At 61.3% G+C, this 22,455-nt stretch carries 23 protein-coding genes; 14 read left to right on the forward strand and 9 right to left on the reverse strand.

All coding sequences use genetic code 11. From position 1 onward, the window contains the following. Nucleotides 1-12: 12 nt before the first annotated feature. Nucleotides 13-1,053 (forward strand): N-acetyl-gamma-glutamyl-phosphate reductase, encoded by a 1,041-nt coding sequence (argC, locus tag F6V30_RS04985; RefSeq protein ID WP_151155510.1) that lies wholly within the window; start codon nucleotides 13-15, stop codon nucleotides 1,051-1,053. Continuing rightward, entirely contained in the window at nucleotides 1,050-2,885 is a 1,836-nt protein-coding gene (locus tag F6V30_RS04990; protein WP_151155511.1) for a YgiQ family radical SAM protein, read from the forward strand. The genes argC and F6V30_RS04990 overlap by 4 nt, the downstream gene beginning before the upstream one ends. A 38-nt stretch (nucleotides 2,886-2,923) precedes the next feature. On the opposite strand, the gene F6V30_RS04995 is transcribed toward F6V30_RS04990, so the two are convergent. From F6V30_RS04995 to mnmM, 8 genes are all read right to left on the reverse strand, one after another. Next, nucleotides 2,924-3,127: a cold-shock protein gene (locus F6V30_RS04995; RefSeq protein WP_149307399.1), complete on the reverse strand. Its 204-nt coding sequence runs from the start codon at nucleotides 3,125-3,127 to the stop codon at nucleotides 2,924-2,926. Between the two features lie 216 nt (nucleotides 3,128-3,343). After that, nucleotides 3,344-3,934: an MlaC/ttg2D family ABC transporter substrate-binding protein gene (locus tag F6V30_RS05000; RefSeq protein WP_151155512.1), complete on the reverse strand. Its 591-nt coding sequence runs from the start codon at nucleotides 3,932-3,934 to the stop codon at nucleotides 3,344-3,346. A gap of 13 nt (nucleotides 3,935-3,947) precedes the next feature. Beyond that, nucleotides 3,948-5,330, reverse strand: a complete 1,383-nt coding sequence (locus F6V30_RS05005) for a TolC family protein (protein WP_151155513.1) — start codon at nucleotides 5,328-5,330, stop codon at nucleotides 3,948-3,950. 16 nt (nucleotides 5,331-5,346) lie between these two features. Next, complete coding sequence (gene mlaD / locus F6V30_RS05010; RefSeq protein ID WP_275938123.1) at nucleotides 5,347-5,790, reverse strand: outer membrane lipid asymmetry maintenance protein MlaD; 444 nt, start codon at nucleotides 5,788-5,790, stop codon at nucleotides 5,347-5,349. Between the two features lie 30 nt (nucleotides 5,791-5,820). After that, nucleotides 5,821-6,567 (reverse strand): ABC transporter ATP-binding protein, encoded by a 747-nt coding sequence (locus F6V30_RS05015; RefSeq protein ID WP_151155517.1) that lies wholly within the window; start codon nucleotides 6,565-6,567, stop codon nucleotides 5,821-5,823. Beyond that, the gene (locus tag F6V30_RS05020) at nucleotides 6,564-7,271 is read right to left on the reverse strand and encodes an MlaE family ABC transporter permease (RefSeq protein ID WP_275938124.1); all 708 of its coding nucleotides are present in this window, start codon (nucleotides 7,269-7,271) and stop codon (nucleotides 6,564-6,566) included. The genes F6V30_RS05015 and F6V30_RS05020 overlap by 4 nt, the downstream gene beginning before the upstream one ends. Before the next feature lie 332 nt (nucleotides 7,272-7,603). Next, nucleotides 7,604-8,743, reverse strand: a complete 1,140-nt coding sequence (gene hpnI / locus F6V30_RS05025) for a bacteriohopanetetrol glucosamine biosynthesis glycosyltransferase HpnI (protein WP_151155520.1) — start codon at nucleotides 8,741-8,743, stop codon at nucleotides 7,604-7,606. Between the two features lies 1 nt (nucleotide 8,744). Continuing rightward, nucleotides 8,745-9,353 carry a tRNA 5-(aminomethyl)-2-thiouridylate-methyltransferase MnmM gene (gene mnmM, locus F6V30_RS05030; protein ID WP_246163212.1) on the reverse strand — a complete coding sequence of 203 codons (609 nt, stop codon included), beginning with the start codon at nucleotides 9,351-9,353 and terminating at the stop codon, nucleotides 8,745-8,747. Between the two features lie 184 nt (nucleotides 9,354-9,537). On the opposite strand from mnmM, the gene F6V30_RS05035 reads away from it, so the two are divergent. Beyond that, a complete protein-coding gene (locus F6V30_RS05035) occupies nucleotides 9,538-10,416 on the forward strand; it encodes an RluA family pseudouridine synthase (RefSeq protein WP_151155522.1) in 879 nt (292 codons plus the stop codon). Nucleotides 10,417-10,575: 159 nt separating this feature from the next. Here F6V30_RS05035 and F6V30_RS05040 read toward each other — a convergent pair whose 3' ends face one another. Beyond that, complete coding sequence (locus F6V30_RS05040; protein WP_151155524.1) at nucleotides 10,576-10,842, reverse strand: cytochrome c3 family protein; 267 nt, start codon at nucleotides 10,840-10,842, stop codon at nucleotides 10,576-10,578. 196 nt (nucleotides 10,843-11,038) lie between these two features. Between F6V30_RS05040 and F6V30_RS05045 the strand changes: the two genes are divergently transcribed. The 11 genes from F6V30_RS05045 to F6V30_RS05095 all read left to right on the forward strand — a co-directional run bounded on the left by F6V30_RS05045 (nucleotide 11,039) and on the right by F6V30_RS05095 (nucleotide 22,399). Next, nucleotides 11,039-11,812, forward strand: coding sequence for a ParA family protein (locus F6V30_RS05045; RefSeq protein WP_151155526.1), 774 nt, complete (start codon nucleotides 11,039-11,041; stop codon nucleotides 11,810-11,812). Next, nucleotides 11,805-12,659 carry a ParB/RepB/Spo0J family partition protein gene (locus F6V30_RS05050; protein ID WP_151155528.1) on the forward strand — a complete coding sequence of 285 codons (855 nt, stop codon included), beginning with the start codon at nucleotides 11,805-11,807 and terminating at the stop codon, nucleotides 12,657-12,659. The genes F6V30_RS05045 and F6V30_RS05050 overlap by 8 nt, the downstream gene beginning before the upstream one ends. 189 nt (nucleotides 12,660-12,848) lie before the next feature. Beyond that, a complete protein-coding gene (locus F6V30_RS05055; protein ID WP_151155530.1) occupies nucleotides 12,849-13,274 on the forward strand; it encodes an ATP synthase F0 subunit B in 426 nt (141 codons plus the stop codon). A 1-nt stretch (nucleotide 13,275) separates the two neighbouring features. After that, nucleotides 13,276-13,890: a F0F1 ATP synthase subunit B family protein gene (locus tag F6V30_RS05060; protein WP_151155532.1), complete on the forward strand. Its 615-nt coding sequence runs from the start codon at nucleotides 13,276-13,278 to the stop codon at nucleotides 13,888-13,890. After that, nucleotides 13,887-14,429, forward strand: coding sequence for a F0F1 ATP synthase subunit delta (locus F6V30_RS05065; protein ID WP_151155534.1), 543 nt, complete (start codon nucleotides 13,887-13,889; stop codon nucleotides 14,427-14,429). The genes F6V30_RS05060 and F6V30_RS05065 overlap by 4 nt, the downstream gene beginning before the upstream one ends. Nucleotides 14,430-14,437: 8 nt before the next feature. After that, nucleotides 14,438-15,946, forward strand: a complete 1,509-nt coding sequence (gene atpA, locus F6V30_RS05070; protein WP_151155536.1) for a F0F1 ATP synthase subunit alpha — start codon at nucleotides 14,438-14,440, stop codon at nucleotides 15,944-15,946. 18 nt (nucleotides 15,947-15,964) lie between these two features. Then, nucleotides 15,965-16,831 (forward strand): ATP synthase F1 subunit gamma, encoded by an 867-nt coding sequence (gene atpG / locus F6V30_RS05075; RefSeq protein ID WP_151155538.1) that lies wholly within the window; start codon nucleotides 15,965-15,967, stop codon nucleotides 16,829-16,831. Nucleotides 16,832-16,885: 54 nt separating this feature from the next. Then, nucleotides 16,886-18,301, forward strand: a complete 1,416-nt coding sequence (gene atpD / locus F6V30_RS05080; protein ID WP_151155540.1) for a F0F1 ATP synthase subunit beta — start codon at nucleotides 16,886-16,888, stop codon at nucleotides 18,299-18,301. 39 nt (nucleotides 18,302-18,340) lie between these two features. After that, nucleotides 18,341-18,757, forward strand: coding sequence for a F0F1 ATP synthase subunit epsilon (locus F6V30_RS05085; protein ID WP_151126731.1), 417 nt, complete (start codon nucleotides 18,341-18,343; stop codon nucleotides 18,755-18,757). Between the two features lie 268 nt (nucleotides 18,758-19,025). Then, complete coding sequence (locus F6V30_RS05090; RefSeq protein ID WP_151156415.1) at nucleotides 19,026-20,426, forward strand: sigma-54-dependent transcriptional regulator; 1,401 nt, start codon at nucleotides 19,026-19,028, stop codon at nucleotides 20,424-20,426. After that, on the forward strand, nucleotides 20,426-22,399 hold the full coding sequence (locus tag F6V30_RS05095) for a sensor histidine kinase (RefSeq protein ID WP_151155542.1): 1,974 nt from the start codon (nucleotides 20,426-20,428) through the stop codon (nucleotides 22,397-22,399). Before F6V30_RS05090 ends, F6V30_RS05095 begins: the two co-directional genes overlap by 1 nt. Nucleotides 22,400-22,455: the final 56 nt, after the last annotated feature.

Here is a 22,455-nt window from a genome sequence, read left to right on the forward strand (position 1 = left end):
AGGAGGTTTGCCATGTTGAACGTCGCCATTGTCGGAGCCAGCGGTTACACCGGCCTGGAGTTGATCCGCATCCTGCACTGTCACCCCGAGGTCGCGGTGACCTGCCTGACCTCCGAGCAGAGCGCCGGGAAGCGGGTCTCCGAGGTCTTCCCCACCCTGCGGGGGCGCTGCGATCTGGTGCTTGAAAATCTGGAGCCGGTACGGGTTGCGGAAAAAGCCGACGTCGTCTTCACGGCCCTGCCCCACAAGGCGGCCATGGAGGTGGTGCCCACCTTCCTGAGGTTGGGGAAAACGGTGATCGACCTGTCGGCCGACTACCGGCTCTCCGACCCGGACGTCTATGGGGCCTGGTACGAAAAACACCTCAACCCGGCCAACCTGAAAAAGGCGGTCTACGGCCTGCCGGAGATCAGGCGGGTCAAGATCAAGGGGGCCCGGCTGGTGGCCAACCCCGGCTGTTACCCCACCAGCATCATCCTCGGCCTGGCGCCGCTCTTGAAAAGGGGGCTGATCGACCCGCACGGCATCATCGCCGATGCCGCCTCGGGCACAAGCGGCGCCGGCAGGTCGGCCAAGGTCGACGGCCTGTACTGCGAGGTCAATGAAGGCTTCAAGGCCTACGGCGTCGGCGGTGCTCACCGGCATACGCCGGAGATCGAGCAGGAGTTGTCGCTGTTGGCTGGGGCCGGCCTCAAAATCACCTTTACGCCGCATCTGGTCCCCATGGACCGGGGGATACTCTCCACCATCTACGCGACCCCGGCAAAAGAGACGACAACCGGGAAATTGGTCGCCCTCTACGAGGAGTTCTATAGCGGCGAGCCCTTCGTGCGCGTGCTCCCCCAGGGGAGCCTCCCTTCCACCGCTTTCGTGCGCGGGTCCAACTTCTGCGATATCGCACCCCTGGTTGACGGCCGTACCGGGCGGGTCATCGTGGTTTCGGCCATCGACAATCTGGTCAAAGGGGCCTCGGGCCAGGCGGTGCAGAACATGAACCTCGCCTGCGGGTTCCCGGAGACCTTGAGCCTGGACGGCCTGGCGCTCTTCCCGTGACCGGGCACCTGCCCATACACCTCGCTGAAGCGAGGGCCAGGGGGTGGGACGAGCTGGACGTCGTCTTTGTCAGCGGCGACGCCTACATCGACCACCCGGCCTTCGGGATTCCGCTCCTGGCCCGCTGGCTGGAGGCCCACGGTTTCCGGGTGGGAATCATCCCCCAGCCGGACTGGCGCTCAAAGGAACCCTTCATGGCGCTGGGGCGCCCGCGGCTGTTCTTTGCCGTATCGGCCGGGGCCATGGATTCCATGGTGGCCCACTATACGCCGGCGCGCAAGCTGCGCCACGATGATGCCTACACCCCGGGCAACCGCCACGGGGCCCGCCCCAACCGCGCCACCATCATCTATACCTCGCGTCTGAAAGAGGCCTACAAGGACGTGCCGGTGGTCATCGGCGGCATTGAGGCCTCCCTGCGCCGTTTTGCCCACTACGACTATTGGGAGAACAAGGTGCGCCGCTCGATTCTCCTGGACGCCAAGGCCGACCTTTTGATCTACGGCATGGGGGAAGCGCCCCTGCTGGAGGTGGCCAGGCGCATGGCAGAGGGGGAGCCGTTTGCGGAGATACGCAACGTGCGGGGCACCTGCCGTGTCGGGCGGGGGGCTGAAGACGGCCCGACAGATCCCGAGGGCAAGGGGAGCGTGTCCATCCCCTCCTTCGACGATGTGGCCGTTGACAGGAAAAAGTTCGCCGAGGCGTTCCGCCTGGCCTACCGGGAGCAAAACCCCTTCTCCGCCCGGACGCTTGTCCAGCCCCACGGCGACCGCCTGCTGGTGTGCAATCCGCCGGCCCTCCCCCTGAACCAGGCGGAGATGGACAGGGTCTATGCGCTCCCCTATGAAAAGACGCCCCATCCCTCCTACCGGGAACAGATACCGGCCTGGGAGCAGATCAAGACCTCCATCACCAGCCATCGGGGCTGTTTCGGCGGTTGCGCGTTCTGCGCCATCACCATGCACCAGGGCAAGGTGATCCAGTCCCGCAGCGAGGCCTCCATTATCGCCGAGGTGGACGCCCTGTCCCGCCAGAGGTGGTTCCGGGGCAGCATCAGCGACGTGGGCGGGCCGACCGCCAATATGTACGGTCTGGCCTGCAAAAATCCCGAGGCCATGCGGGTCTGTCGCCGGGAGAGTTGTCTCTTCCCCGCCGTCTGCGCCCATCTGGATACGACCGACAAGCGTGCCGTCGCCCTCTTGCAGCGGGTACGGAACCGGCAGGGGGTCAAACACGTGGCGGTCTCGTCGGGGGTGCGCTACGACCTCATGGAACGGCAACCGGGCTATTTTAGCGAACTGGTGGGGCATCATGTGAGCGGCCTGCTCAAGATCGCCCCCGAGCATCTCGCGGAGCATGTCACGGCCCTGATGCGCAAACCGGGGAGGAAGGCCTTCGAACGTTTTCTCACCCGTTTCCGCGAGGAGAGCATTCGCCTCGGCAAACGGCAGCATCTCATACCCTACCTGATCTCGGGCCACCCCGGCTCTACCGTGGCGGATATGCTGGATCTGGCCCTGGCGCTCAAGAAGCTGGGGCTGACCGTCGAACAGGTTCAGGATTTCACCCCAACGCCGGGAACGCTCTCCACCTGCATGTACTACACCGGCATCGATCCGGCAAACGGCAAACGGGTGTATGTTCCGGTCAGCGACCGGGAGAAGGGGCAGCAGAAGGCGCTCTTGCTGTGGCACCAACCGGACGAGCGGAACAAGGTGCTGGAAGCGCTCAGGGAGATGGGACGTGAAGATGCGGCGGCGCTGCTGGGCGTGGCGGGCAAGATGGCGGTCCGGCCGCCGGTTGCGAAGCCAGGGACAAAAAAAACCCGCTGAGGTGGCAGCGGGTTTTTGGTGTTCATGGGTGGCTTGAATTACTTGATCTTGTTGACGTTGGAAGCCTGGAGGCCTTTGGGGCCCTGGGTAATGTCGAAGGTGACCGCGTCGCCTTCAGCGAGGGATTTGAAGCCGTCGCCTGCGATGGCGGAAAAATGTACGAATACGTCCTCGCCGCCTTCCTGCTCGATAAAGCCGAAACCCTTGGTGTCGTTAAACCATTTAACCTTGCCCTGTGCCATTTTCCTACCTCCTTTTTTCTCCGGACCGTCGCCGGAACAGATGGGTTACCGCTTAAGTTTCCGGAGTCTTGATGCAGGAAAACCGCCAAGCTTGGTAAAACTTGATACTGCAACGTTCTGCAAAAACTTCCGAAACTTGCTGCCCGTGTCGTTTATCATAGACATAAAGCACGTGTCAAGAACTTTTAACGATAAAATTCGTGCCTTGTTACGCTGTTACGGGGCCTTCAGTTCATCGGTTTTCGTCTTGAGTTTCTTTACCAGTTCATTGTAGCCGTTGGTGGTGATGATCTTGTTGAACTGGGTGCGGTAGTTGGAGACCAGGCTGACCCCCTCGATGACCACGTCGTACACCATCCACTTGCCGTTCTCTTTGAGCAGGCGGTAGTCCAGCGAGTATTCGTCGCGTTTCGGGGTGATCACCTTGGACCTGACCTCGGCATGGTCCCCGTCGACGGTTTCCTTCAGGTACATGATCTTTTCGTTGTTGTAGGACTCGATCTTGCCGGCATAGGAGTTTTCCAGAAGCGAGGCGAAGAGGTCGGTAAACTGCCGGCGTTCCGCCTGACTACGCTGGCTCCAATGCTTGCCGAGGGAGCGTTTCGCCATCTCGGAATAGTCGAAGATAACGCTGATGGTCTTCTTGAGGGCCTGACGCCTCTGCTGGTCGTGTTTCTTCAGGTTTTTGTCGGAGACGACGTGGACCACCTCGTCCACGGTCTTTTTCACATCGTCGGTCGCCCCGGCAAAGGCGTTGCTTGCCAGGAACAGCCCGGTGACGACAGCTACTGCGTAACGTCTCAACATCGTTTCCTCCCGCTTATTTGGCGCCGTCCAGTGGTGCTTCGCCGACGGCATAATCCAGGTTGGCCCTGGCAATCTTGTAGTTGTAGATCGATTGGAAGTAGGCGGCGCGCATGCGGGCGTAGGCCTGCAGGGCATCGAATATCTCCTTGGCCGGGCCGACGCCGAAATCGAAGTTGGCCAGGGCCGCCACCGCCCATTTCTTCCCGTTGGAGTAGGCCGATTGGGTTGCCGTAACGCTCTGTTCGGCCTCCTTCAGGTCCAGGTAGAATTTTTTGATCTGCAACGGGATATTGGCGTCGGCAAACTCCTTGGTGCTGAGCAGCCGGTTATACTGGGCCTGCTCGCCGGCCACCTTGGCGCCGGTGATGCCGAAATCCAGCTTCCAGCGCAGCCCCAGGGCGGCTCCGCCGTAAAAATGCTTGTACTGGTCGGTAATATAGGGGTTGTTGATGCGGTCCCGGTCATCGGCGTAGGCCCAGGAGGCGAGGCCGCCCAGGAAGACATCGGGATAGTAGTTGGCCTTCGCCGCCTCGACCAGCGCTGCCCGGGCCTTGATGCCCTCCGCTATCTGGCGGAATTCGGGGCGCCGCAAACGCGCCCTGTCGACAAAGGCGTCATAGGAGGGAACAGTCTCCTCGTCCATGGTCAGCCGCTCGCTGCCGATGTCCAGCGGGGTAATGGCCGAAAGCCCGAGGCGCGTCTTGAGCGCCGCCAGGGCCAGCTTCTCGCCCTTTTGGGCCTCTTCCAGCAGTTTGGCGACCTCACCGGAGAAGGCGTCCAGTTTGTAAATATCAATCTGGTCGACCGATTCGGAACCGTCGTCCAGAAGTTTTTGCGCCTTTTTCCGCGCCGCAGCCAAGTCTTCCTGGACCTCGAGCACCACCTCTTTCAGCTCCCGGGCCAGCATCAGGCCGTAATAGTACTCCCGCACCTTGAGGGTTATCTCGTTGGCCCGCTGCTCCTTGCGGGAACGGTCCACTTCGATGCCGTGGGTGGCGGCCTTCATGTTCTCCGAGATCTTGCCGAAGGTGTAGAGCGGCTGAATAAGCGTGGCGTCGGCGCTGGTAAACCAGGTGAGCCTGTTGAGCCTGGTACTCCTGTCGGTGGCGATCGTGGGGGTAATGTCCTGCGCCCGGGCCTGGGGTGCAGGGCCGAACAGGCTCATGACCTCTAGCTGGGGATAACGGTAGGATTTGGCTTCATCCAGCTTGCTGGCGGTCTGCTCGATATCGGCCTGGGCCTCGCCCAGTTCCGGCGCGGCTTTCAGGGCCATGCGGATGCAGTCGTTCAGCCCCAGCACCAGGTTGCCCTGGGCGGCATCTTCTGCGGCGTGGCTGCTGGAAGGGGGGCCAAAGAGCGCTCCGACGATCAGGAGCGATGTGAAGAGCGATTTCATGGTGCTTCCCCTTGGATCAGACCTTTCCGTGGATGAACTTGCTGACCAGTTCTTCTATGTCGATGGCAGATTCGGTCTCGCGGATCGTGTCGTTGTTCTTGAGAAAGTGGTCGGAGCCGCCCGGTTTGAGCTTGATGAACTTGTCGCCGATGATGCCGCTGGTGCGGACGGAGGCGATGACGTCGTCGCCGATCCTGGTGCCGCTCTTGATCTTGAGGTAGGCCAGGGCCTGGTCCCAACCCTTGGGATCGAGCTCGATGCGGTCGACCTTGCCGACCTCCACGCCGGCGATCTCCACCCGCGCCCCCGGCTTCAACCCCGACACCGAGTCGAATTTGGCCGAAACCGTGTAGTAGTCGCCCCCCATCAATTCCATCTTGCCGAGCTTGATGGAGAGGTAGCCCAGGCAGAGTATGCCGACGATCATGAATGCGCCGACCATCATTTCCAATTTTGCCATGTTCATGGTTCCTGCTTCCTCACTATATTTTTACACCATATGAATGGGGCCGTCCAGACTTCCGCTGATAAACTGCCGGACGACCGGGTGGGTCGAGTTCTGGATCTCGTCCGGCGTCCCGTGCTGGAGGATCTTTCCCTGGTAGAGCATGGCCACGTTCTGGGCGATATCGAAGATCTCCGGGATTTCATGGGAAACGATCACCGCCGTAAAGCCGAATTTGGCATGGGTCTCGCGGATCAGGTGGTGAATGGCCCGTTTGATGACCGGATCGAGCCCTGTGGTCGGTTCGTCGAAGAGGATGATTTTGGGGTTGAGAACCACCGCCCGCGCCAGTCCGACCCGTTTCTTCATCCCGCCCGAGAGTTCGTCCGGGAACTTGTTTTCGACGTTCTTGAGCCCCACATCCTCCAGGGCCGACAGCACCCGCCGGCGGATCTCGGCCCCGGACAGCTTCGTTTTCTCCTGGAGCGGGAAAGCCACATTCTCGAACACGCTCATGGAGTCGAACAGGGCCGCATTCTGGAACAGCATGCCGAACTTTTCCCGGATGCGGTTCAACTGGGAGCGCCGCAACCCCTGGATGTTCTCGCCGTCCACCTCGATGCTGCCGCTATCCGGCTGCAGGAGGCCGATGATATGCTTGAGCAGAACGCTCTTGCCCTCGCCGCTGGGGCCGATGATGGCCGTAATCATACCCTCGGGGATCTCGAGGTCGAGGCCGTTGAGAACCATCTGGGTGCCGAATGATTTATGTACGTCGGTCAGTTTGATCATAAGAGTATTGAGGTCAGGAAGTAGTCCCACACCAGGATGATGACGGAGGTAAGCACGACCGATTCCGTCGTGGCCCGGGAGACGCCCTCGGCGCCATGGCCGCTGAAATAGCCCTTGTAGCAGCCGATCCAGGCAATGATAATTCCGAACGAGAATGATTTGACGATGCCTGAGTAGACATCGCGCCATTCCACCGATTTCTCCATCTCGTAAAAATAGGCGCCGGGATTGACACCCAGCAATTTGACCCCCACCAGCCAGCCGCCGTAGATGCCGACGACATCGAAGAGCGCGCACAACAGCGGCAGCGAGATCATGGCGGCGATGAACTTCGGGGTGATCAGGTACTTGAAGGGGTCCAGCGCCATGGTTTCCATGGCGTCGATCTGCTCGCTGATGCGCATGATGCCGATTTCGGCGGTAATGGCGCTGCCCGCCCGGCCGGTCACCATCAGGGCCGACAACACCGGACCCAGTTCGCGGATCAGGGAGAGGGCCACGGCGGTCCCCAACATCCCCTCGGAACCGAATTTTGCCAGGGTGTAATAGCCCTGCAGACCCAGGACCATCCCGGTGAAGGCGGCGGTCAGCACGATGACGAACAGCGACTTGGTGCCGATGAAGCGCATCTGTTTGAGTATGTAACGGGGACGGCCCGGCCGGCGGGCAATCATATAGAGGGAATACAGGATAAACCATCCCATTCTCCCCAGGCCCCGCACATGTTTTATTGTTATCTGGCCTAAGGCCTGAACCGGACTGAACACGCCACACATCCTCTGAAATAATGAAAGATTATTCTCCACGGCACGTTATTGGCAAATGTAAAGCATGAACTGGTGTTGAATGAATAGTCATTCATATTTATAATGTTCGCACAGCCATTTGTCAAGCACTTCATGGAATTTTTCCAATCGGGAAAATTGATGCCGGAGAAAGCGGCGGTAAGCGGGCCGCTGTCCTGCGGCCTGGGGAAGTTGCCTGCTCGCCTCGCCTCGCGGGTGTCCTTGATGTGCCGGGGGGGAGGGCGAAATAGTCAGGCGAGCTCCTCGATCTTGCCCCCCGGCCTGAGCCGGAAGCGGCTGCCGCGCCATTCGACGCGATTGCCCAGGAAGGAGAGCGCCCAGGTGAAGAAGGCCAGCATGTCCCGGAGCGGGATCAGCCAGAGCCAGACGGGGAGAAGGTTGTCGCGGACGAAGCGGCGGCTGAAGGCGGTGGTGACGGCCAGGCGCACGCAATAGAGCAGGGCAATTGCGGCCAATGCCAGGGGGAACGACGGGGCGACGAATGCCGCCAGGAGCGCTTCGGGGAAAGGGAGCGTCATGCCGGACGCCAGGTAGCCTCCCGGCCTGCTGGCCCGCATGGTGCGGGCCCAGCGCAGTTGCCGCGCGAGTACCGTCACCACATCTTCCGCCTTGAGCATGCTTTCCACGAAGGTGCCGTCCAGGGCGATGCGCCAGCCGGCACGGTGCACCTTGTTCCCCAGTTGGTAGTCGTCGGCCAGGTAGTCGGCCAGGGCCTCAAAACCGCCGATGGAGGCCAGGGCTTCCCGGCGTACGGCCATGGAGGCGCCCAGGGCGAAGGACAGCCCCTCCAGGTGGAGCGCCACCAGGACGTTGGGGATCATCTCGGCGGTAAAGCCGGTCGCCTCGATGGCCGCGGCGATGGTGGGAACGCTGGAGGTGCGGTAGAGCGAGGTGACCAGGCCCACCCGTGGATCGCTGAAACGGGCGGTCACGCTTTTCAGGTAGTCCGGGGGAACGCGGATATCGCTGTCGCAGACGATGATGATGTCGTGCCGCGCTTGGGGAAAGGCGTTGATCAGGTTGGAAACCTTGTAGTTCGGCCCGTGGATGGCCGGGTTGACCACCAGGGCGACGCGGTCGCCGCCGAACTCCTCCCTGAGCCGGTGAATGACCGGAATGACCGGATCATCCGCCGATGCCGCGGCAAACAGCAGTTGCACCGGGCCTGCGTATTCCTGCCGGCAGAAGGAGGCAAAGTTCTCATAACTCCCGGCATCCATCCCCTTGACCGGCTTCAGGATGGTCACGGCCGGGGCCTCCGGCGAGCGGGGGGGCGGTACGGAGAAGAAGCGCCGGGCACAGGCAAGCGCAATCAGGCTGTAGGCCACAGAGGGCAGGATGACGACGAAAGGGAGCAGGGAGCGCAGCATGTCAGGCCCCCTTCTGGACGCAGATAACGTAGGGCGCGTCGGCCGTGACATTGGTCTGCCCCATGCGCCAGGCATGGAACAGCGGTGCCGGGAGTTGCCCCGCCCATTCTTCCACCAGGCGCCGCTCTGCGTCGCCCCCCCTGTGGCCGGGGTAGATGGTCAGCGCCACGATGCCGCCCGGCGCCAGGAGGCCCAAAGCCTGTTCCAGCGCCGCCCCGGTGGTTTCCGGCCGGGTGATGACGCTGCGGTCGCCCCCCGGCAGGTATCCCAGGTTGAAGACCACGGCGCTCAGACCGGCCTCGACCTGTCCGGCCATGGTCTCGTGACCCGCGGCCACCAGGGTCACCCGCTCCTCAAACCCTTGTGCCGCCAGCTTGCGGGCGGTGCCGTCCACGGCCTCCCGCTGGATGTCGAAACCCCAGACCTTGCCGGTCGGCCCCACCAGCTCCGCCAGCAGGAGCGTGTCGTTGCCGTTGCCGCAGGTGGCGTCCACGACCCGGTCGCCGGAGCGGACAAAGTGCCGCAGCAGCAGATGCGTCAACGGTACCGGGCCGCGCAGTAGCGGGATATGGTGAAGCGGTTCAAAACTCATGGTGGCAGAGGGTACCAAAGAAGAGCCTCATTTTCCACAGGGAATTTATTCTCTATAAAGCAGTTCACCACAAAGACACAAAGGGCACAAAGAATGATTTCAGTTGGTTACATGACAATTTGCTGATTGACTGGTTTCACCTTCTGCTGTTTTTAGGTTTATTGATTGCATTGCAGCAGGGAATCGGGGTAGTAACGGGATCATGATATGTAAGAAAATTGTGGCAGAAAATCAGGGGGGGCGGCGGCTGGACGATGCCGTGGCGCTCTTGTTCGACGGCCTCAGCAAGTCCGAGGCACGGCGAATCATCGACCGTGGCGGCTGCAGCGTCAACAGCGCCATGGTCCGGGTGGCGTCGCGCACCGTCAAGCAAGGGGATACGGTCGAGGTGGGCGTGATGGAGCCGGGTCGGTTCCAGGAACTCGTCCTTCCGCCCGAGGCGCTGTTGTACGAGGACGACGAGCTGATTGCGGTCAACAAGCCGGCCGGGGCGAATACCCAGCGAACCCCCTATCAGCTCAAGGGGACCATGGAGTTCTGGGTCGCCGAATACTTTCGTCAGCACGGGATCAACGAGCCGGCCCGGGTGATCCACCGCCTCGACCGGGGCACCTCGGGGGTGATGGTGTTCCCGAAGCATAGGAGGGCCGCTGCCTGGCTTTCGGCCCGCTTTCACGACGGGCTGGCGGACAAGCGGTATCTGGCCCTGGTCAGCGGGCAGCCGCCGCAGGAGGCCTGGCGGGTGGACGGCCCTATCGGCAAGTTGGGCACGTCGCGCTACGGCATCATGGCGGGAGGCAGGTCGGCCCTGACCGAGTTCCGCGTGGTGGCTGCCGCCGCCGGGGGCGCCCTGGTGGAGGCGCATCCCCTGACCGGACGCACCCACCAGATCCGCGTCCACCTGGATGCGTCGGGACTGCCCATCGTCGGCGACGCCACCTATGGCGGCGCACCGGCGGAGCGTATGATGTTGCACTGTGCGCAGCTCTCCTTCGACAACGAAAAGGGTAGGGAGATCCGTCTCGAAGCTCCCCTGGACCGGGCATTCGAAGCCTGTCTGCGGCAGTGCGGGATCCCCTGACGCTGGGGGCGCTCTTCTGCCGCCTACCGGTTGCGCATGCCCCTTGCCGTCAGTGGCCGGACCGTAGCAACGCACTCTGCCCGGATCATGAAAAACTCGGCCTCGACGGGATGAAGGCCCTGGAGCGATACACCATCCGGAACAGGTAATCGTCCGCATTCATTCCTTTTTGCCGTGGCACCGTACGCATTCCGCGGCGGCGACCCGGCGTTTCAGCAAGCTCTCCATGTCTTTCGGTTCCCTCTTGCCCATCAGTCTGTCTCCAACCTTGTGACAGCCGAAACAGTTCTGTCCCTGAAGGGCCGTGTGCATGGCAACCATGCGGGGATTCTTGCTGTGGCAGACCTTGCATTCGAATGCCTCGGCACCCGTAGTCACGCAGAGGCCGATCGCCAGGGCGCAGAGTGGCATGAGCAATTTTTGCATGTGACGTAACCTCGCTTCATACATGATCAATTCGACCTGATCTTAAGCCGCTCCCGACGAAAAACACTTGACCGTCGTCAATAAACCACGGATGGTCTCTGGAAAAATATGCTTTGCACCTTGGGAACTTTATGGTAATTTTTCGCCCTTCGGCGATTTATAATCGCAATTCGTATCAGGCAAGGCCCGTGCTGTCATGTCCAAGATAATCTGCATCGCCAATCAGAAAGGTGGGGTCGGCAAGACCACCACCGCCGTCAATCTGGCCGCCTCGCTGGCGGCGGCCGAGAAGCCGACGCTTTTGGTTGACATCGACCCGCAGGGCAACGCGACCAGCGGTGTGGGAATCGACAAGTCCCGGCTGAAGCAGACCATCTACGACGCCCTCGTCGACGAGATCGATGCCCAGAGCCTGATCGTGGACATCGGGCAGCCCTTCCTGCACGTCATACCGGCCAACTCCGACCTTGCCGGCGCGGAACTGGAACTGGCTTCTGAAATCGGCCGGGAGTTGAAGCTCAAGTTCGCCCTTGCCTCCCTGGTGGAGCAGTACCGTTACATCATCATCGACTGCCCCCCGTCGCTCAATCTGTTGACCGTCAACGCCATGACCTGGGCCGATTCCGTGCTGATCCCGCTCCAATGCGAGTTCTACGCCATGGAGGGGCTTTCCCAGATACTGCACACCATCCACCTGATCCAGAGGGGGCTTAACCCGTTGCTGAAGATAGAGGGCATCCTGCTGACCATGTTCGATTCCCGCGGCAACCTGGGCAAAGAGGTCATGGCGGAGATCAGGACCCACTTCCCCGATCAGGTCTTCGATGCGGTCATTCCGCGCAACGTTCGTCTGGCCGAGGCCCCCAGCCACGGCAAGCCGGTCATTCACTACGACATATCGTCACGCGGTGCCGCCAGCTATCTGCAACTGGCCCGGGAAATAATCCAGAGGGAGACAGCCAATGGTTAAGAAAGGCGGCCTCGGGAGAGGGATGGCGGCGTTGCTGCAGGTTGTGGATACGGCCGAGGGACGCTCCGATTATTTCATCTGCCCGATCGAGAAAATCCGGCCCAACCGTAATCAGCCCCGCAAGTTTTTTGCGGCGGACAAACTGGACGAGTTGGCCGCCTCCATACGTGAGCAGGGCATCATCCAACCGCTGGTGGTGACCAAAAAGGACGGCTTCTACGAGATCGTCGCCGGTGAGCGCCGCTGGCGCGCCGCCCAGAAGGCGGGTGTCCGGGAAGTGCCGGTGGTTATCCGCGAGGCCAGCGAAGATGCGGTGCTGGAACTGGCTCTGATCGAGAATATCCAGCGCCAGGATTTGAACGCCATCGAGGAGGCCCAGGCCTATCGCTCCCTGGTGGAGCATTTCGGCATCTCCCATGAGGACGTGGCCAAGCGGGTCGGCAAGAACCGCACCAGTGTCACCAACTCCATGCGCCTGCTCAAGTTGCCCCCTGAGGTCCAGCAGGATATCGTGGAAGAGCGCATGAGCATGGGCCATGCCCGCACCCTCCTGGCCCTGGAAAGCCCCGAGTCGATCCTCAAGGCCCGTCATGAGATCGTGCAGCGCCAGTTGAGCGTCCGTGAGGCTGAGAACCTGGTGCGGCGGCTGAAGATGAACCCCCACCCGGTGCCGCACAAACGCCCGCAGCAACCCGATCTGCTCATGGGTGCCCTGGAGGAGCAGTTGCAGAAGCGATTCCAGGCGCGGGTCGCCATCCGCAGGGTCGGCACCAAGGGGGGGAGGCTGGAGATTCACTTCAGCGACCCCGATGAACTGACCCGCATCATCGACCTGCTCGAATTGTAAGAATTGCGGGGGGAATGCCGCTTGTCCCCGTTCCGTTGCTCGGTGCCCGCCACCGCCGCCCGCTGAAATCCGACGGTTTTCTTTGCAATACGTCTTGACAAAGTGTTGAAATATGTGGTAGCTAGGTCCGATATCTGATGGATACAGTATACAGGTATACAATTTATGCATGCCTGCAAGGGGTAGGTCGTGATTGAATTAAATTTGGCATTCGTTGTCCAGGTCATTAACTTCGGCATCCTCGTCCTCATTCTCAACGTTTTCCTCTACAAGCCGATCCGCAAGGTTCTGGCCGACCGCCGCCAGGTGATCGACTCTGCCCGTGAAAAGGCCGCCTCCGTCGACCTGGAGGTTCAGGAAAAGATGACCCGCTACGAGGCCCGCCTGCGGGACGCCAAAACCGAAGCCGCCGGCCGCAGGGCCGAGGCCCTCAAGGAAGCGCAGGCTGAGGAGACGGCGGTGCTGGAGAAGGCACGCAAGGAGGCAACCGCCTCTTTGGAGGCCATTCGCGGTAAAGTGGCCAAGGAGGCCGCCGATGCCCGCGCGTTGCTGAAACAGCAGGCCGAGGCCCTGTCCGGCGACATCTGCGAGAAAATCCTGGGGAGGAGCCTGTAACATGTTGATGGTATCCGATCGTACGAAAAAAATTGCCTTCTCCCTGGTCTACGTTGCCGTCATCGTTCTGGCCGCCTCGACCGGCTTTGCCAACGAGGGGGGCGAAGGCGCGCACCAGGCCGACCACGCCGCCGCCCAGATGAAGGATTTGGGGTGGCGGGTGCTCAACTTTGCCGTTCTGGTCGGCATCCTCGTGTGGGCCCTGAAAAAGGCCAATGTCAAGGGTACGCTGGCCGCCCGGCAGAGCCAGATCGAAAAGGATTTGAAGGACGCCCAGGAGGGGAAGGCCGCCGCCGAAGCCAAGCTGGCCGAGTACAGCACCAAGCTCGATCAGGCATCCCGGGAAATCGACGAGCTCCATGCCGCCATCATCCGTGAAGGGGAGCAGGAAAAAGAGCGCATTATCGCCGAGGCTCAGGTTGCCGCTCAGAAAATCGCCCTCCAGGCGACCCAGTCGGCCGAGCAGGAAACCCTCAAGGCCCGCGCCGAACTGCGTGCCGAGGCCGCACGCCTGGCGGTGGAGATTGCCACCGGCAAGTTGACCGGTGCCATCCAGAAGGCCGACCACGACCGATTTGTCGGCGAATATCTTGACAAGGTGGTACAGATCCAGTGATCAACAATACGATTGCGAGACGATACGCCAAGGCTTTGGTGCAGCTTGGCTCGGAGGCCGACCTGATCGACCGCTTCAGCGAGGAATTGGCTGCGATTGATCGCCTCTTCGCCGGCAACGGGGAATTGCGGGCCGCATTTGGGAATCCGGCCTTCACCGCCGAGCAGAAGAAAGAGATCATGAAGGAACTGGTGGCAAAGGCCAACTGTTCCGAACTGGTCGGCAACTTCCTGCTCCTTCTGGTGGACAAGAACCGGGTGTCCTTCCTCGACCAGATCGTTCAAACCTATAAAAAACTGGCCGATGAACATTCCGGCGTCATCCGCCCCTTCATCAGGACCGCCTTCCCGCTGGACGACGCCCAGGTGGCCTCCATCCAGGGCGCCCTGGAGAAGAAGACCGGCAAGAAGGTGGTGCCGCAGGTGACGGTGGACAAAGCCCTTCTTGGCGGCGTCGTGACCCAGATCGGCGATACGGCCTTTGACAGCAGCGTAAAAACTCAGCTTAAACGGATTCAAGATATACTACAGAAGGGGTAAATGCTTCCATGGAAATCAGAGCCGAAGAGATCAGCGAGATCATCAGGAAACAGATCAAGGAGTATGGCAAGGAGGTAGAGGTGTCGGAAACCGGCACGATCATCTCCATCGGTGACGGTATCGCCCGTATCCACGGCCTGGCTGGCGCCATGGCCGGCGAGTTGCTGGAGTTCCCCGGCGGCGTGTCCGGCATGGTTCTCAACCTGGAGGAAGACAACGTCGGCGCCGCCATCCTCGGTGAATTCGCCGAGATCAAGGAAGGCGACACGGTCAAGCGCACCGGCCGCATCACCGAGGTCCCGGTGGGCGACGCCCTGATCGGCCGCGTCGTCAACGCCATCGGCCAGCCCATCGACGGCAAAGGCCCCATCAACACCACGAGCTTCAGCAAGGTGGAGATCAAGGCCCCCGGCATCGTCAGCCGCAAGTCGGTGCATCAGCCCATGGCCACCGGCCTCAAGGCGATCGACTCCATGGTTCCGATCGGGCGCGGCCAGCGCGAACTGATCATCGGTGACCGTCAGACCGGCAAGACCGCCGTAGCCATCGACACGATCATCAACCAGAAGGGTGGCGACGTGGTCTGCATCTATGTCGCCATCGGCCAGAAGCGTTCCACGGTCGCCCAGGTCGTTTCCAAGCTGAGCGAGCACGGCGCCATGGATTACACCATCGTTGTCGCCGCCACCGCCTCCGAGTCGGCCCCGCTCCAATTCATCGCCCCCTACACCGGCGTCACCATGGGCGAGTACTTCCGCGACAACAAGAAACACGCCCTGATCATCTACGACGACCTTTCCAAGCAGGCCGTCGCCTATCGCCAGCTTTCCCTGCTGCTCCGCCGCCCCCCAGGGCGCGAAGCCTACCCGGGCGACGTCTTCTATCTCCATAGCCGCCTGCTGGAGCGTGCCTGCAAGCTGTCCGACGAGTGCGGCGCCGGTTCACTCACCGCCCTGCCGATCATCGAGACCCAGGCCGGCGACGTGTCCGCCTACATTCCGACCAACGTCATCTCCATCACCGACGGCCAGATCTATCTGGAAACCGACCTGTTCTTCTCCGGCGTCCGTCCGGCCATCAACGTCGGCCTCTCGGTTTCCCGCGTCGGCGGTTCCGCCCAGACGAAGTCCATGAAGCAGGTCGCCGGCACGCTGCGCCTCAGCTTGGCCCAGTACCGCGAGATGGCCGCCTTCGCCCAGTTCGGTTCCGACCTGGACAAGGCCACCCAGATGCAGTTGGCCCGCGGCGAGCGCCTGGTGGAGATTCTCAAGCAGCCCCAGTACCGTCCGATCCCCAACGAGAAGCAGGTTCTGATCATCTTCGCCGCCAACAACGGCTTCCTGGACGACTATCCGGTCGCGGCGCTCAAACGCTACGAGTCGGAAATGTACGCCTTTTTCGATAACCGCCAGGCCGATGTGCTGGCCGAACTGCGCGACAAGAAGGCCATCGGCGACGAGCTGAAGGGTAAGATCGCTGCCGCGCTGGAGCAGTTCAAGAAGGAATTCACCGCGTAAACAAGGACGGTTTGAGACATGGCAAGCCTTAAAAGCATCAAAAAACGGATCGCATCCGTAAAAAATACCCGCCAGATCACCAAGGCCATGAAGATGGTCTCGGCCGCCAAGCTGCGCCGCGCCCAGGAAAACGTCGTTGCGGCGCGTCCCTATGCCGGCAAGCTGGCCGAAGTGTTGCAGTCCCTGGCCGGCAACCTGGAAGGCGACCTCCATCCGCTTCTGGAGAAACGCGACGCCAAGAAGCTGCTCCTGATCGTGGTCACCTCCGACCGCGGCCTGTGTGGCGGTTTCAACGGCAACCTGTGCAAGGCCGCCGAGCACTTCATCAAGGACAAGCAGGGCGAGTTCGAGGAGATTTCGCTGATGACGGTCGGGCGCAAGGGGTATGAAGCGCTCCGGCATCGCCACGAGATCGCCAAGAATTTCCCCAACGTGTTGGCCAAGCCGAGCTACCAGACCGCGGTCATGCTGGCCCACGAGGTGATCGACGGCTACCTGGCCGAGGAGTACGATCAGGTCGTCCTGCTCTTCAACGCCTTCCGCACGGTCATGTCCCAGGACATCACCTTCCAGCAGCTCCTGCCGGTGGAGCCCGAGGCGAAAACCGTTGCCGACGAAACCCCGGTTGAGTACATCTACGAACCGTCGGTTGCCGAGCTTTTGGCCGAGATTTTGCCAAAGAACATCGAGGTGCAGATCTTCAAGGCCATGCTGGAGTCGGTGGCTGCCGAACACGGCGCCCGTATGACCGCCATGGACAGCGCGTCCAAAAATGCCAACGAGATGATCGGCAAGCTGACCCTCCAGTACAACCGGGCGCGTCAGGCCGCCATCACCACCGAACTGACGGAGATCATCTCCGGCGCCGAATCGATCAAAGGATAACAAGAGAACCGAATCACTATATGAGGCTTCACGGCCACAGGAGGACAGAGTTCCATGAGTCAGAACATCGGTAAAATTTCGCAGGTCATCGGCGCTGTTATCGACGTCGAATTCGAGCCCGGCAAACTGCCGGAGATCTACCACGCCCTGAGGGTGACCAATCCGGCCATCGACGGCCGGGAGAACAACCTGGTTCTCGAGGTCGCCCAGCACTTGGGAGAGAATTCGGTCCGCACCATTGCCATGGACTCCACCGACGGTCTCAAACGCGGCCAGGCCGTCATCGACACCGGCAAGCAGATCTGCGCCCCGGTCGGTCACAAGACCCTGGGCCGGATCATCAACGTCATCGGCGAACCGGTGGACGAGATGGGGCCCATCGGCAACGAAAAGGAATACGGCATCCACCGCGAAGCCCCCTCGTTCGAAAACCAGTCCACCAAGGTCGAGGCTTTCGCCACCGGCATCAAGGTCGTTGACCTCCTGGCACCCTATGCGCGCGGCGGCAAGATCGGCCTGTTCGGCGGCGCCGGCGTCGGCAAGACCGTGCTCATCATGGAACTGATCAACAACATCGCCAAGCAGCACGGCGGCTTCTCCGTGTTCGCCGGCGTCGGCGAGCGTACCCGCGAAGGGAACGACCTCTGGATGGAGATGAAGGAATCCGGCGTTCTCGACAAGGCTGCCCTGGTGTACGGCCAGATGAACGAACCTCCCGGCGCCCGCGCCCGCGTCGCCCTGACCGCGCTTTCCATCGCCGAGTACTTCCGCGACGAAGAAGGCCAGGACGTTCTCTTGTTCATCGACAACATCTTCCGTTTCACCCAGGCCGGTTCCGAGGTCTCCGCCCTTCTGGGCCGTATCCCCTCGGCCGTCGGTTACCAGCCGACCCTGGCCACCGAGATGGGCGAATTGCAGGAGCGCATCACCTCCACCAAGAAGGGGTCCATCACCTCGGTCCAGGCCATCTACGTCCCGGCCGACGACTTGACCGACCCGGCTCCGGCCACCGCCTTCGCCCACCTGGACGCCACCACGGTTCTGTCCCGCCAGATCGCCGAGCTGGGTATCTACCCGGCCGTTGACCCGCTGGACTCCACCTCGCGCATCCTCGATCCCCAGGTCATCGGCGAGGAACACTACGCCGTGGCCCGTTCCGTCCAGTTCGTGCTCCAGAAGTACAAGGACCTCCAGGACATCATCGCCATCCTCGGCATGGACGAACTCTCCGAAGAAGACAAGCTGGTCGTGGCCCGCGCCCGCAAGATCCAGCGCTTCCTCTCCCAGCCGTTCCATGTTGCCGAGGCCTTCACCGGTTCTCCCGGTAAATACGTCGAACTGAAGGACACCATCAAGGGGTTCCAGGAAATCGTGGCCGGCAAGCACGACGCCCTGCCCGAGCAGGCCTTCTACATGGTCGGCTCCATTGAAGAGGCCATCGAAAAGGCCGCCAAGCTGGCTGCGGTATAAATTAACCTTACGGGGGACACCCCTTTCAAGGACTGATATATGGCTGAAAAGATGAAGCTGGAGATCGTCACCCCTTACAAGAAGGTGGTTGACATAGAAGTGGATGAGGTCACCGCCACCGGCAAACTGGGCGAGTTTGGCGTCCTGCCGGGTCATGCCCCGTTTCTGACCTCGCTCAAGATCGGCGAGTTGGCCTACAAGTATGATGGCAAGGCCGAGCACATGGCCCTCAACTGGGGCTACTTCGAGATCAAGGACGACCGGATCATCGTCCTGGTTGAGACCGCCGAACTGGCCGAAGAGATCGACGTCGAGCGGGCCAAGGCTGCCCAGGGGCGCGCCGAGGAAAAGCTCAAGCACCTGACCACGGAAGACAAGCAGTTCAAGGTCTACGAAGCAGCCTTGGAACGCGCCCTGATCCGCATGCAGGTCGCGGGCAAGGCGGTTCGCAAGTAGCTTTATTGAATTATCCGTATGCAAAGAGCGGCAGCAATGCCGCTCTTTTTGTTTGTACTCTGCCGATCCTGACTGTCGAGCCACTGCAATCACTCGTCGGCACGGCAAGCAATTCAAAGCCCCGGTCGATGGGGATGAATAATTGGGGTCTCAGCTTTTCTAATAGTTGTCCATTACTTCCAAGCGGTGTAAAATTCACCCCATGATATTGGAGATGGATAACAGTCTTGCTGCCGGCACGAACGGCAAAAAACAACGGGTACCGGAAATGTACGATGCACGGGTGATCATCTGCGACGATGAAGTCGAAATAGTGCGCTATCTGAACAAGATCCTGACCACCCGGGGACTTGAGGTGGAGATTTTCACTTCCGGCGAGGCCCTGCTGCGCACCCTGGAGCATCGCGCACTGGAGGAAAGCGATCTGCTGCTGCTGGATGTGAAGATGCCCGATGTGGACGGCATCGAGATCCTCCGGCGGGTCAAGGAACTCAAGCTGGAAATACCGGTGGTCATGATGACCGCCTTCGCCTCCATCAGTTCGGCCATTGAGGCCATGAAGCTGGGGGCGTACGACTATGTCACCAAGCCGTTCCCCAAGGAGAAGATCTTCGGGATACTGGACAAGGTGCTGGAACGCAAGGAACTGCTTAAGGAAAACTCCGCCCTGAAGGACGAGTTGGGCAAGTCCGCCCCGTCGGGCTACCTGGTCTATACCAGCGATGCGTTCCGCCGGGTCCACGAGATGGCCGTCCAGGTGGCCCAAAGCGATGCCAACGTGGTCATACTGGGGGAGTCGGGAACCGGCAAGGAATTGATCGCCGGTCTGATCCACAGCGTGAGTCCTCGCAAGGAGCAACGTTTTCTCTCCATCAACTGCGCCACCCTCTCGGATACGCTCCTGGAAAGCCAGCTCTTCGGCCATGTGCGCGGGGCCTTCACCGGCGCGGTAACCCACCAGAAGGGGCTTCTGGAGGAGGCCCACAACGGGACCCTCTTCCTGGATGAGGTGGGAGACATGAGCCCCGCCATCCAGGCAAAGCTGCTGCGGGTCCTGCAGGAGGGCGACTACATCCCCGTGGGTGAAACCAAGGCCCGGTCCGTGGACATACGCTTTTTGGCGGCCACCAACAAGGATCTTGAGGAGGAGGTGCGCCAGAAGCGGTTTCGGGAAGACCTGTTCTTCCGGCTGAACGTCATCTCCATCCACCTCCCGCCTTTGCGCGAACGCGCCGAGGACATCGAGCCCCTGGCCAGGTACTTTTTACACCGGATCTCCCAGCGGATGAAGAAGGAGTTCGTCAACTTCACCCCGGAGGCCCTGCTGCTCATGCAATCCTACTCCTGGCCGGGAAATATCAGGGAACTGGAGAACGCCATCGAGCGAGCGGCTATCCTGGCACGGGGCACGGTGATCTCCGCCGAAAACCTGCCGGTCTGGAAAAGCGCCCCGCTTGCTGCTGCCGCCGAACAGCGGGGGGACGGCGAGCGGCTTCTCCCCCTAGAGGCCGTGGAGCGCGAGCATATCCTCCATGTGCTCCAGAAAACCGGCTGCAACAAGAGCCGGACGGCCAAGATCCTCAACATCGCCCGCCGGACCCTGGACCGGAAACTGGAAGAATACGGCATGCAGGACAAGGCCGCTCCGGCGGATGCGGACGATCCCTGATGCCGCGGCGCTTTCCCATCCGTGCCAAACTGACCGTCGGGGCGCTGGCGCCGTTGTTTGTCGCCTTTTTCATCTGTTCGCTCACCGGTCTCTATATCATCGACGCCAAAATCACCAGCCAGGCCCAGGAAAAGGTCAGAACCGACCTGAACTCGGCCCGTGAGGCGTACCGCAACGAGTTGCACCATATCGATGAACTGCTGGAACTGACCGCCGACAACCCCTTTGCCGCCCTATCCATCAGTTCCCGCAACCGTCCGGCCATCTCCTCGCTCCTCACCCCCCTCCTGCATAAGAAACATCTGGATATCCTGACCGCCGTGGACAAGAAGGGGCGGGTCCTGTTTCGGGCCCACAATCCGGCCCGGTTCGGCGACACACCGGTCGATACCTATTTTATCGACCAGGCGTTGAGGGGGAAAACGGTCACCGGCACTACGGTCCTCTCCCCCGAGCAACTGGCCGCCGAAAAAGACGAACTGACGGCCCAGGCGCGTATCGACGTGGTGACGACACCCCACTCCCGGCCCCGCCAGAGTTCGGTGGAGCGGGCGGGGATGGTTATGGTCTCGGCGGCGCCGGTGCTCGATAGCGCCGGCCGGGTTGCCGGCGCGCTGTATTGCGCGGAACTGCTTAACAACAATAACGACCTGGTGGACAAGATCAAGGACACCGTCTACGAGGGGGTGAAGTTCAAGGGGCAGGATGTGGGCACCGCCACCCTGTTCCTCGGCGATACCCGCATCGCCACCAACGTGCACGCGTCAGACGGCAGGAGGGCCATCGGCACGCAACTCTCCGCAGAGGTCTACAACAGGGTCATCCTGGAAAACAGGAAGTGGGTGGGACGGGCGTTCGTGGTGAACGATTGGTACCTGACCGCCTACGAACCGATTGTGGGCCTGCGGGGCGAGGTCATCGGCTCCCTGTATGTGGGGATGCTGGAAAAGCAGTACAGCGCCCTGAAGAACAACGTCAACACCATCCTGGGCGTCGTCCTGTTTATCAGCTCTCTGATCGGGCTGGCGGTTTCCGGCGTTATCGGCACCCACCTGGCCACCCCCATCAAGGAGTTGGAGCAACTCACCCGCAGGGTGACGCTCGGCGAGCGGGATCTGCACATAGACGTTCGTTCGGCCGATGAACTGGGGGACCTCGCCGGAGGGTTCAACCAGATGACCCGCGCCCTGGCCCACCGCGAGTCCGAGATTACCATGCTGAATCGCAGCCTGGAGCAGAAGGTGCTGAGGCGGACGGCGCAGCTCGAAGAAAAAAATGCGCTTCTGCTGGAAACCCAGGCGGATCTCGCCAAGGCGGAAAAACTCGCGGACTTGGGCGTTATTGCCGCCGGCGTGGCCCATGAGATCAACAACCCCCTGGCCGTCATCCGGGGCAACATCGAGTTCCTGGAGATGTGCCTGCCGCCCGATCACGCCAATCGGGAGGAGGTGGGGATCATCAGCCAGCAGGTGGAGCGGATCGCCAAGATCGTGGGCAATCTGCAGGTATTCGCCCGGCAGAAAGCGCTGCGCCAGGGGCAGGTCGACATCCACGAGCTTCTGGACGGCATCCTTGGGCAGATCGGCCACCAGGTTCCCATGGACGCCATCACCGTGGTGAGGGAGTACGCGTCTGATCTGGCCATGATCCGGGGGGATGGGGACCAACTCCGGCAGGTTTTCACCAACCTGATTCTCAATGCGGTTCAGGCCATGGGGAGCAAGGGGGTACTGACCCTGACGACCAAAGGGGTGGCCCCCTTGGATGGTTGCGAGGTCAGCGTCTCGGATACCGGCCCGGGGATCGGGCCCGGGCACCTGAAGAAGATCTTCACCCCTTTTTTCACCACCAAGGATACGGGCAGCGGCCTGGGGCTCTCCATCTCCTACGGCATTATCAAGGATCACGGCGGGGACATCAAGGTGTCGAGTGTGGAGGGGAAAGGGACGACCTTCAAGGTTACTATTCCCTAGAAAGGGTGCAAGGCTGTGACTTATGGGGCCTATGGGACTATAGGTCCTATAAGCCT

The organism is Oryzomonas sagensis, from assembly GCF_008802355.1.
Taxonomy (GTDB): domain Bacteria; phylum Desulfobacterota; class Desulfuromonadia; order Geobacterales; family Pseudopelobacteraceae; genus Oryzomonas; species Oryzomonas sagensis.

Coding starts and splice junctions, on each gene's coding strand:
- F6V30_RS05050 (WP_151155528.1), top strand. CDS start 11,805: ATGGTTAAGAAAGGCGGCCTCGGGAGAGGGATGGCGGCGTTGCTGCAG.
- F6V30_RS05040 (WP_151155524.1), bottom strand. CDS start 10,842: ATGCAAAAATTGCTCATGCCACTCTGCGCCCTGGCGATCGGCCTCTGC.
- F6V30_RS05090 (WP_151156415.1), top strand. CDS start 19,026: ATGTACGATGCACGGGTGATCATCTGCGACGATGAAGTCGAAATAGTG.
- F6V30_RS05000 (WP_151155512.1), bottom strand. CDS start 3,934: ATGTTGAGACGTTACGCAGTAGCTGTCGTCACCGGGCTGTTCCTGGCA.
- F6V30_RS05035 (WP_151155522.1), top strand. CDS start 9,538: ATGATATGTAAGAAAATTGTGGCAGAAAATCAGGGGGGGCGGCGGCTG.
- hpnI (WP_151155520.1), bottom strand. CDS start 8,743: ATGCTGCGCTCCCTGCTCCCTTTCGTCGTCATCCTGCCCTCTGTGGCC.
- atpA (WP_151155536.1), top strand. CDS start 14,438: ATGGAAATCAGAGCCGAAGAGATCAGCGAGATCATCAGGAAACAGATC.
- atpD (WP_151155540.1), top strand. CDS start 16,886: ATGAGTCAGAACATCGGTAAAATTTCGCAGGTCATCGGCGCTGTTATC.
- atpG (WP_151155538.1), top strand. CDS start 15,965: ATGGCAAGCCTTAAAAGCATCAAAAAACGGATCGCATCCGTAAAAAAT.
- F6V30_RS04995 (WP_149307399.1), bottom strand. CDS start 3,127: ATGGCACAGGGCAAGGTTAAATGGTTTAACGACACCAAGGGTTTCGGC.
- F6V30_RS05020 (WP_275938124.1), bottom strand. CDS start 7,271: ATGGGATGGTTTATCCTGTATTCCCTCTATATGATTGCCCGCCGGCCG.
- F6V30_RS05005 (WP_151155513.1), bottom strand. CDS start 5,330: ATGAAATCGCTCTTCACATCGCTCCTGATCGTCGGAGCGCTCTTTGGC.
- F6V30_RS05045 (WP_151155526.1), top strand. CDS start 11,039: ATGTCCAAGATAATCTGCATCGCCAATCAGAAAGGTGGGGTCGGCAAG.
- mlaD (WP_275938123.1), bottom strand. CDS start 5,790: ATGGCAAAATTGGAAATGATGGTCGGCGCATTCATGATCGTCGGCATA.
- F6V30_RS05085 (WP_151126731.1), top strand. CDS start 18,341: ATGGCTGAAAAGATGAAGCTGGAGATCGTCACCCCTTACAAGAAGGTG.
- F6V30_RS05015 (WP_151155517.1), bottom strand. CDS start 6,567: ATGATCAAACTGACCGACGTACATAAATCATTCGGCACCCAGATGGTT.
- F6V30_RS05095 (WP_151155542.1), top strand. CDS start 20,426: ATGCCGCGGCGCTTTCCCATCCGTGCCAAACTGACCGTCGGGGCGCTG.
- F6V30_RS05060 (WP_151155532.1), top strand. CDS start 13,276: ATGTTGATGGTATCCGATCGTACGAAAAAAATTGCCTTCTCCCTGGTC.
- argC (WP_151155510.1), top strand. CDS start 13: ATGTTGAACGTCGCCATTGTCGGAGCCAGCGGTTACACCGGCCTGGAG.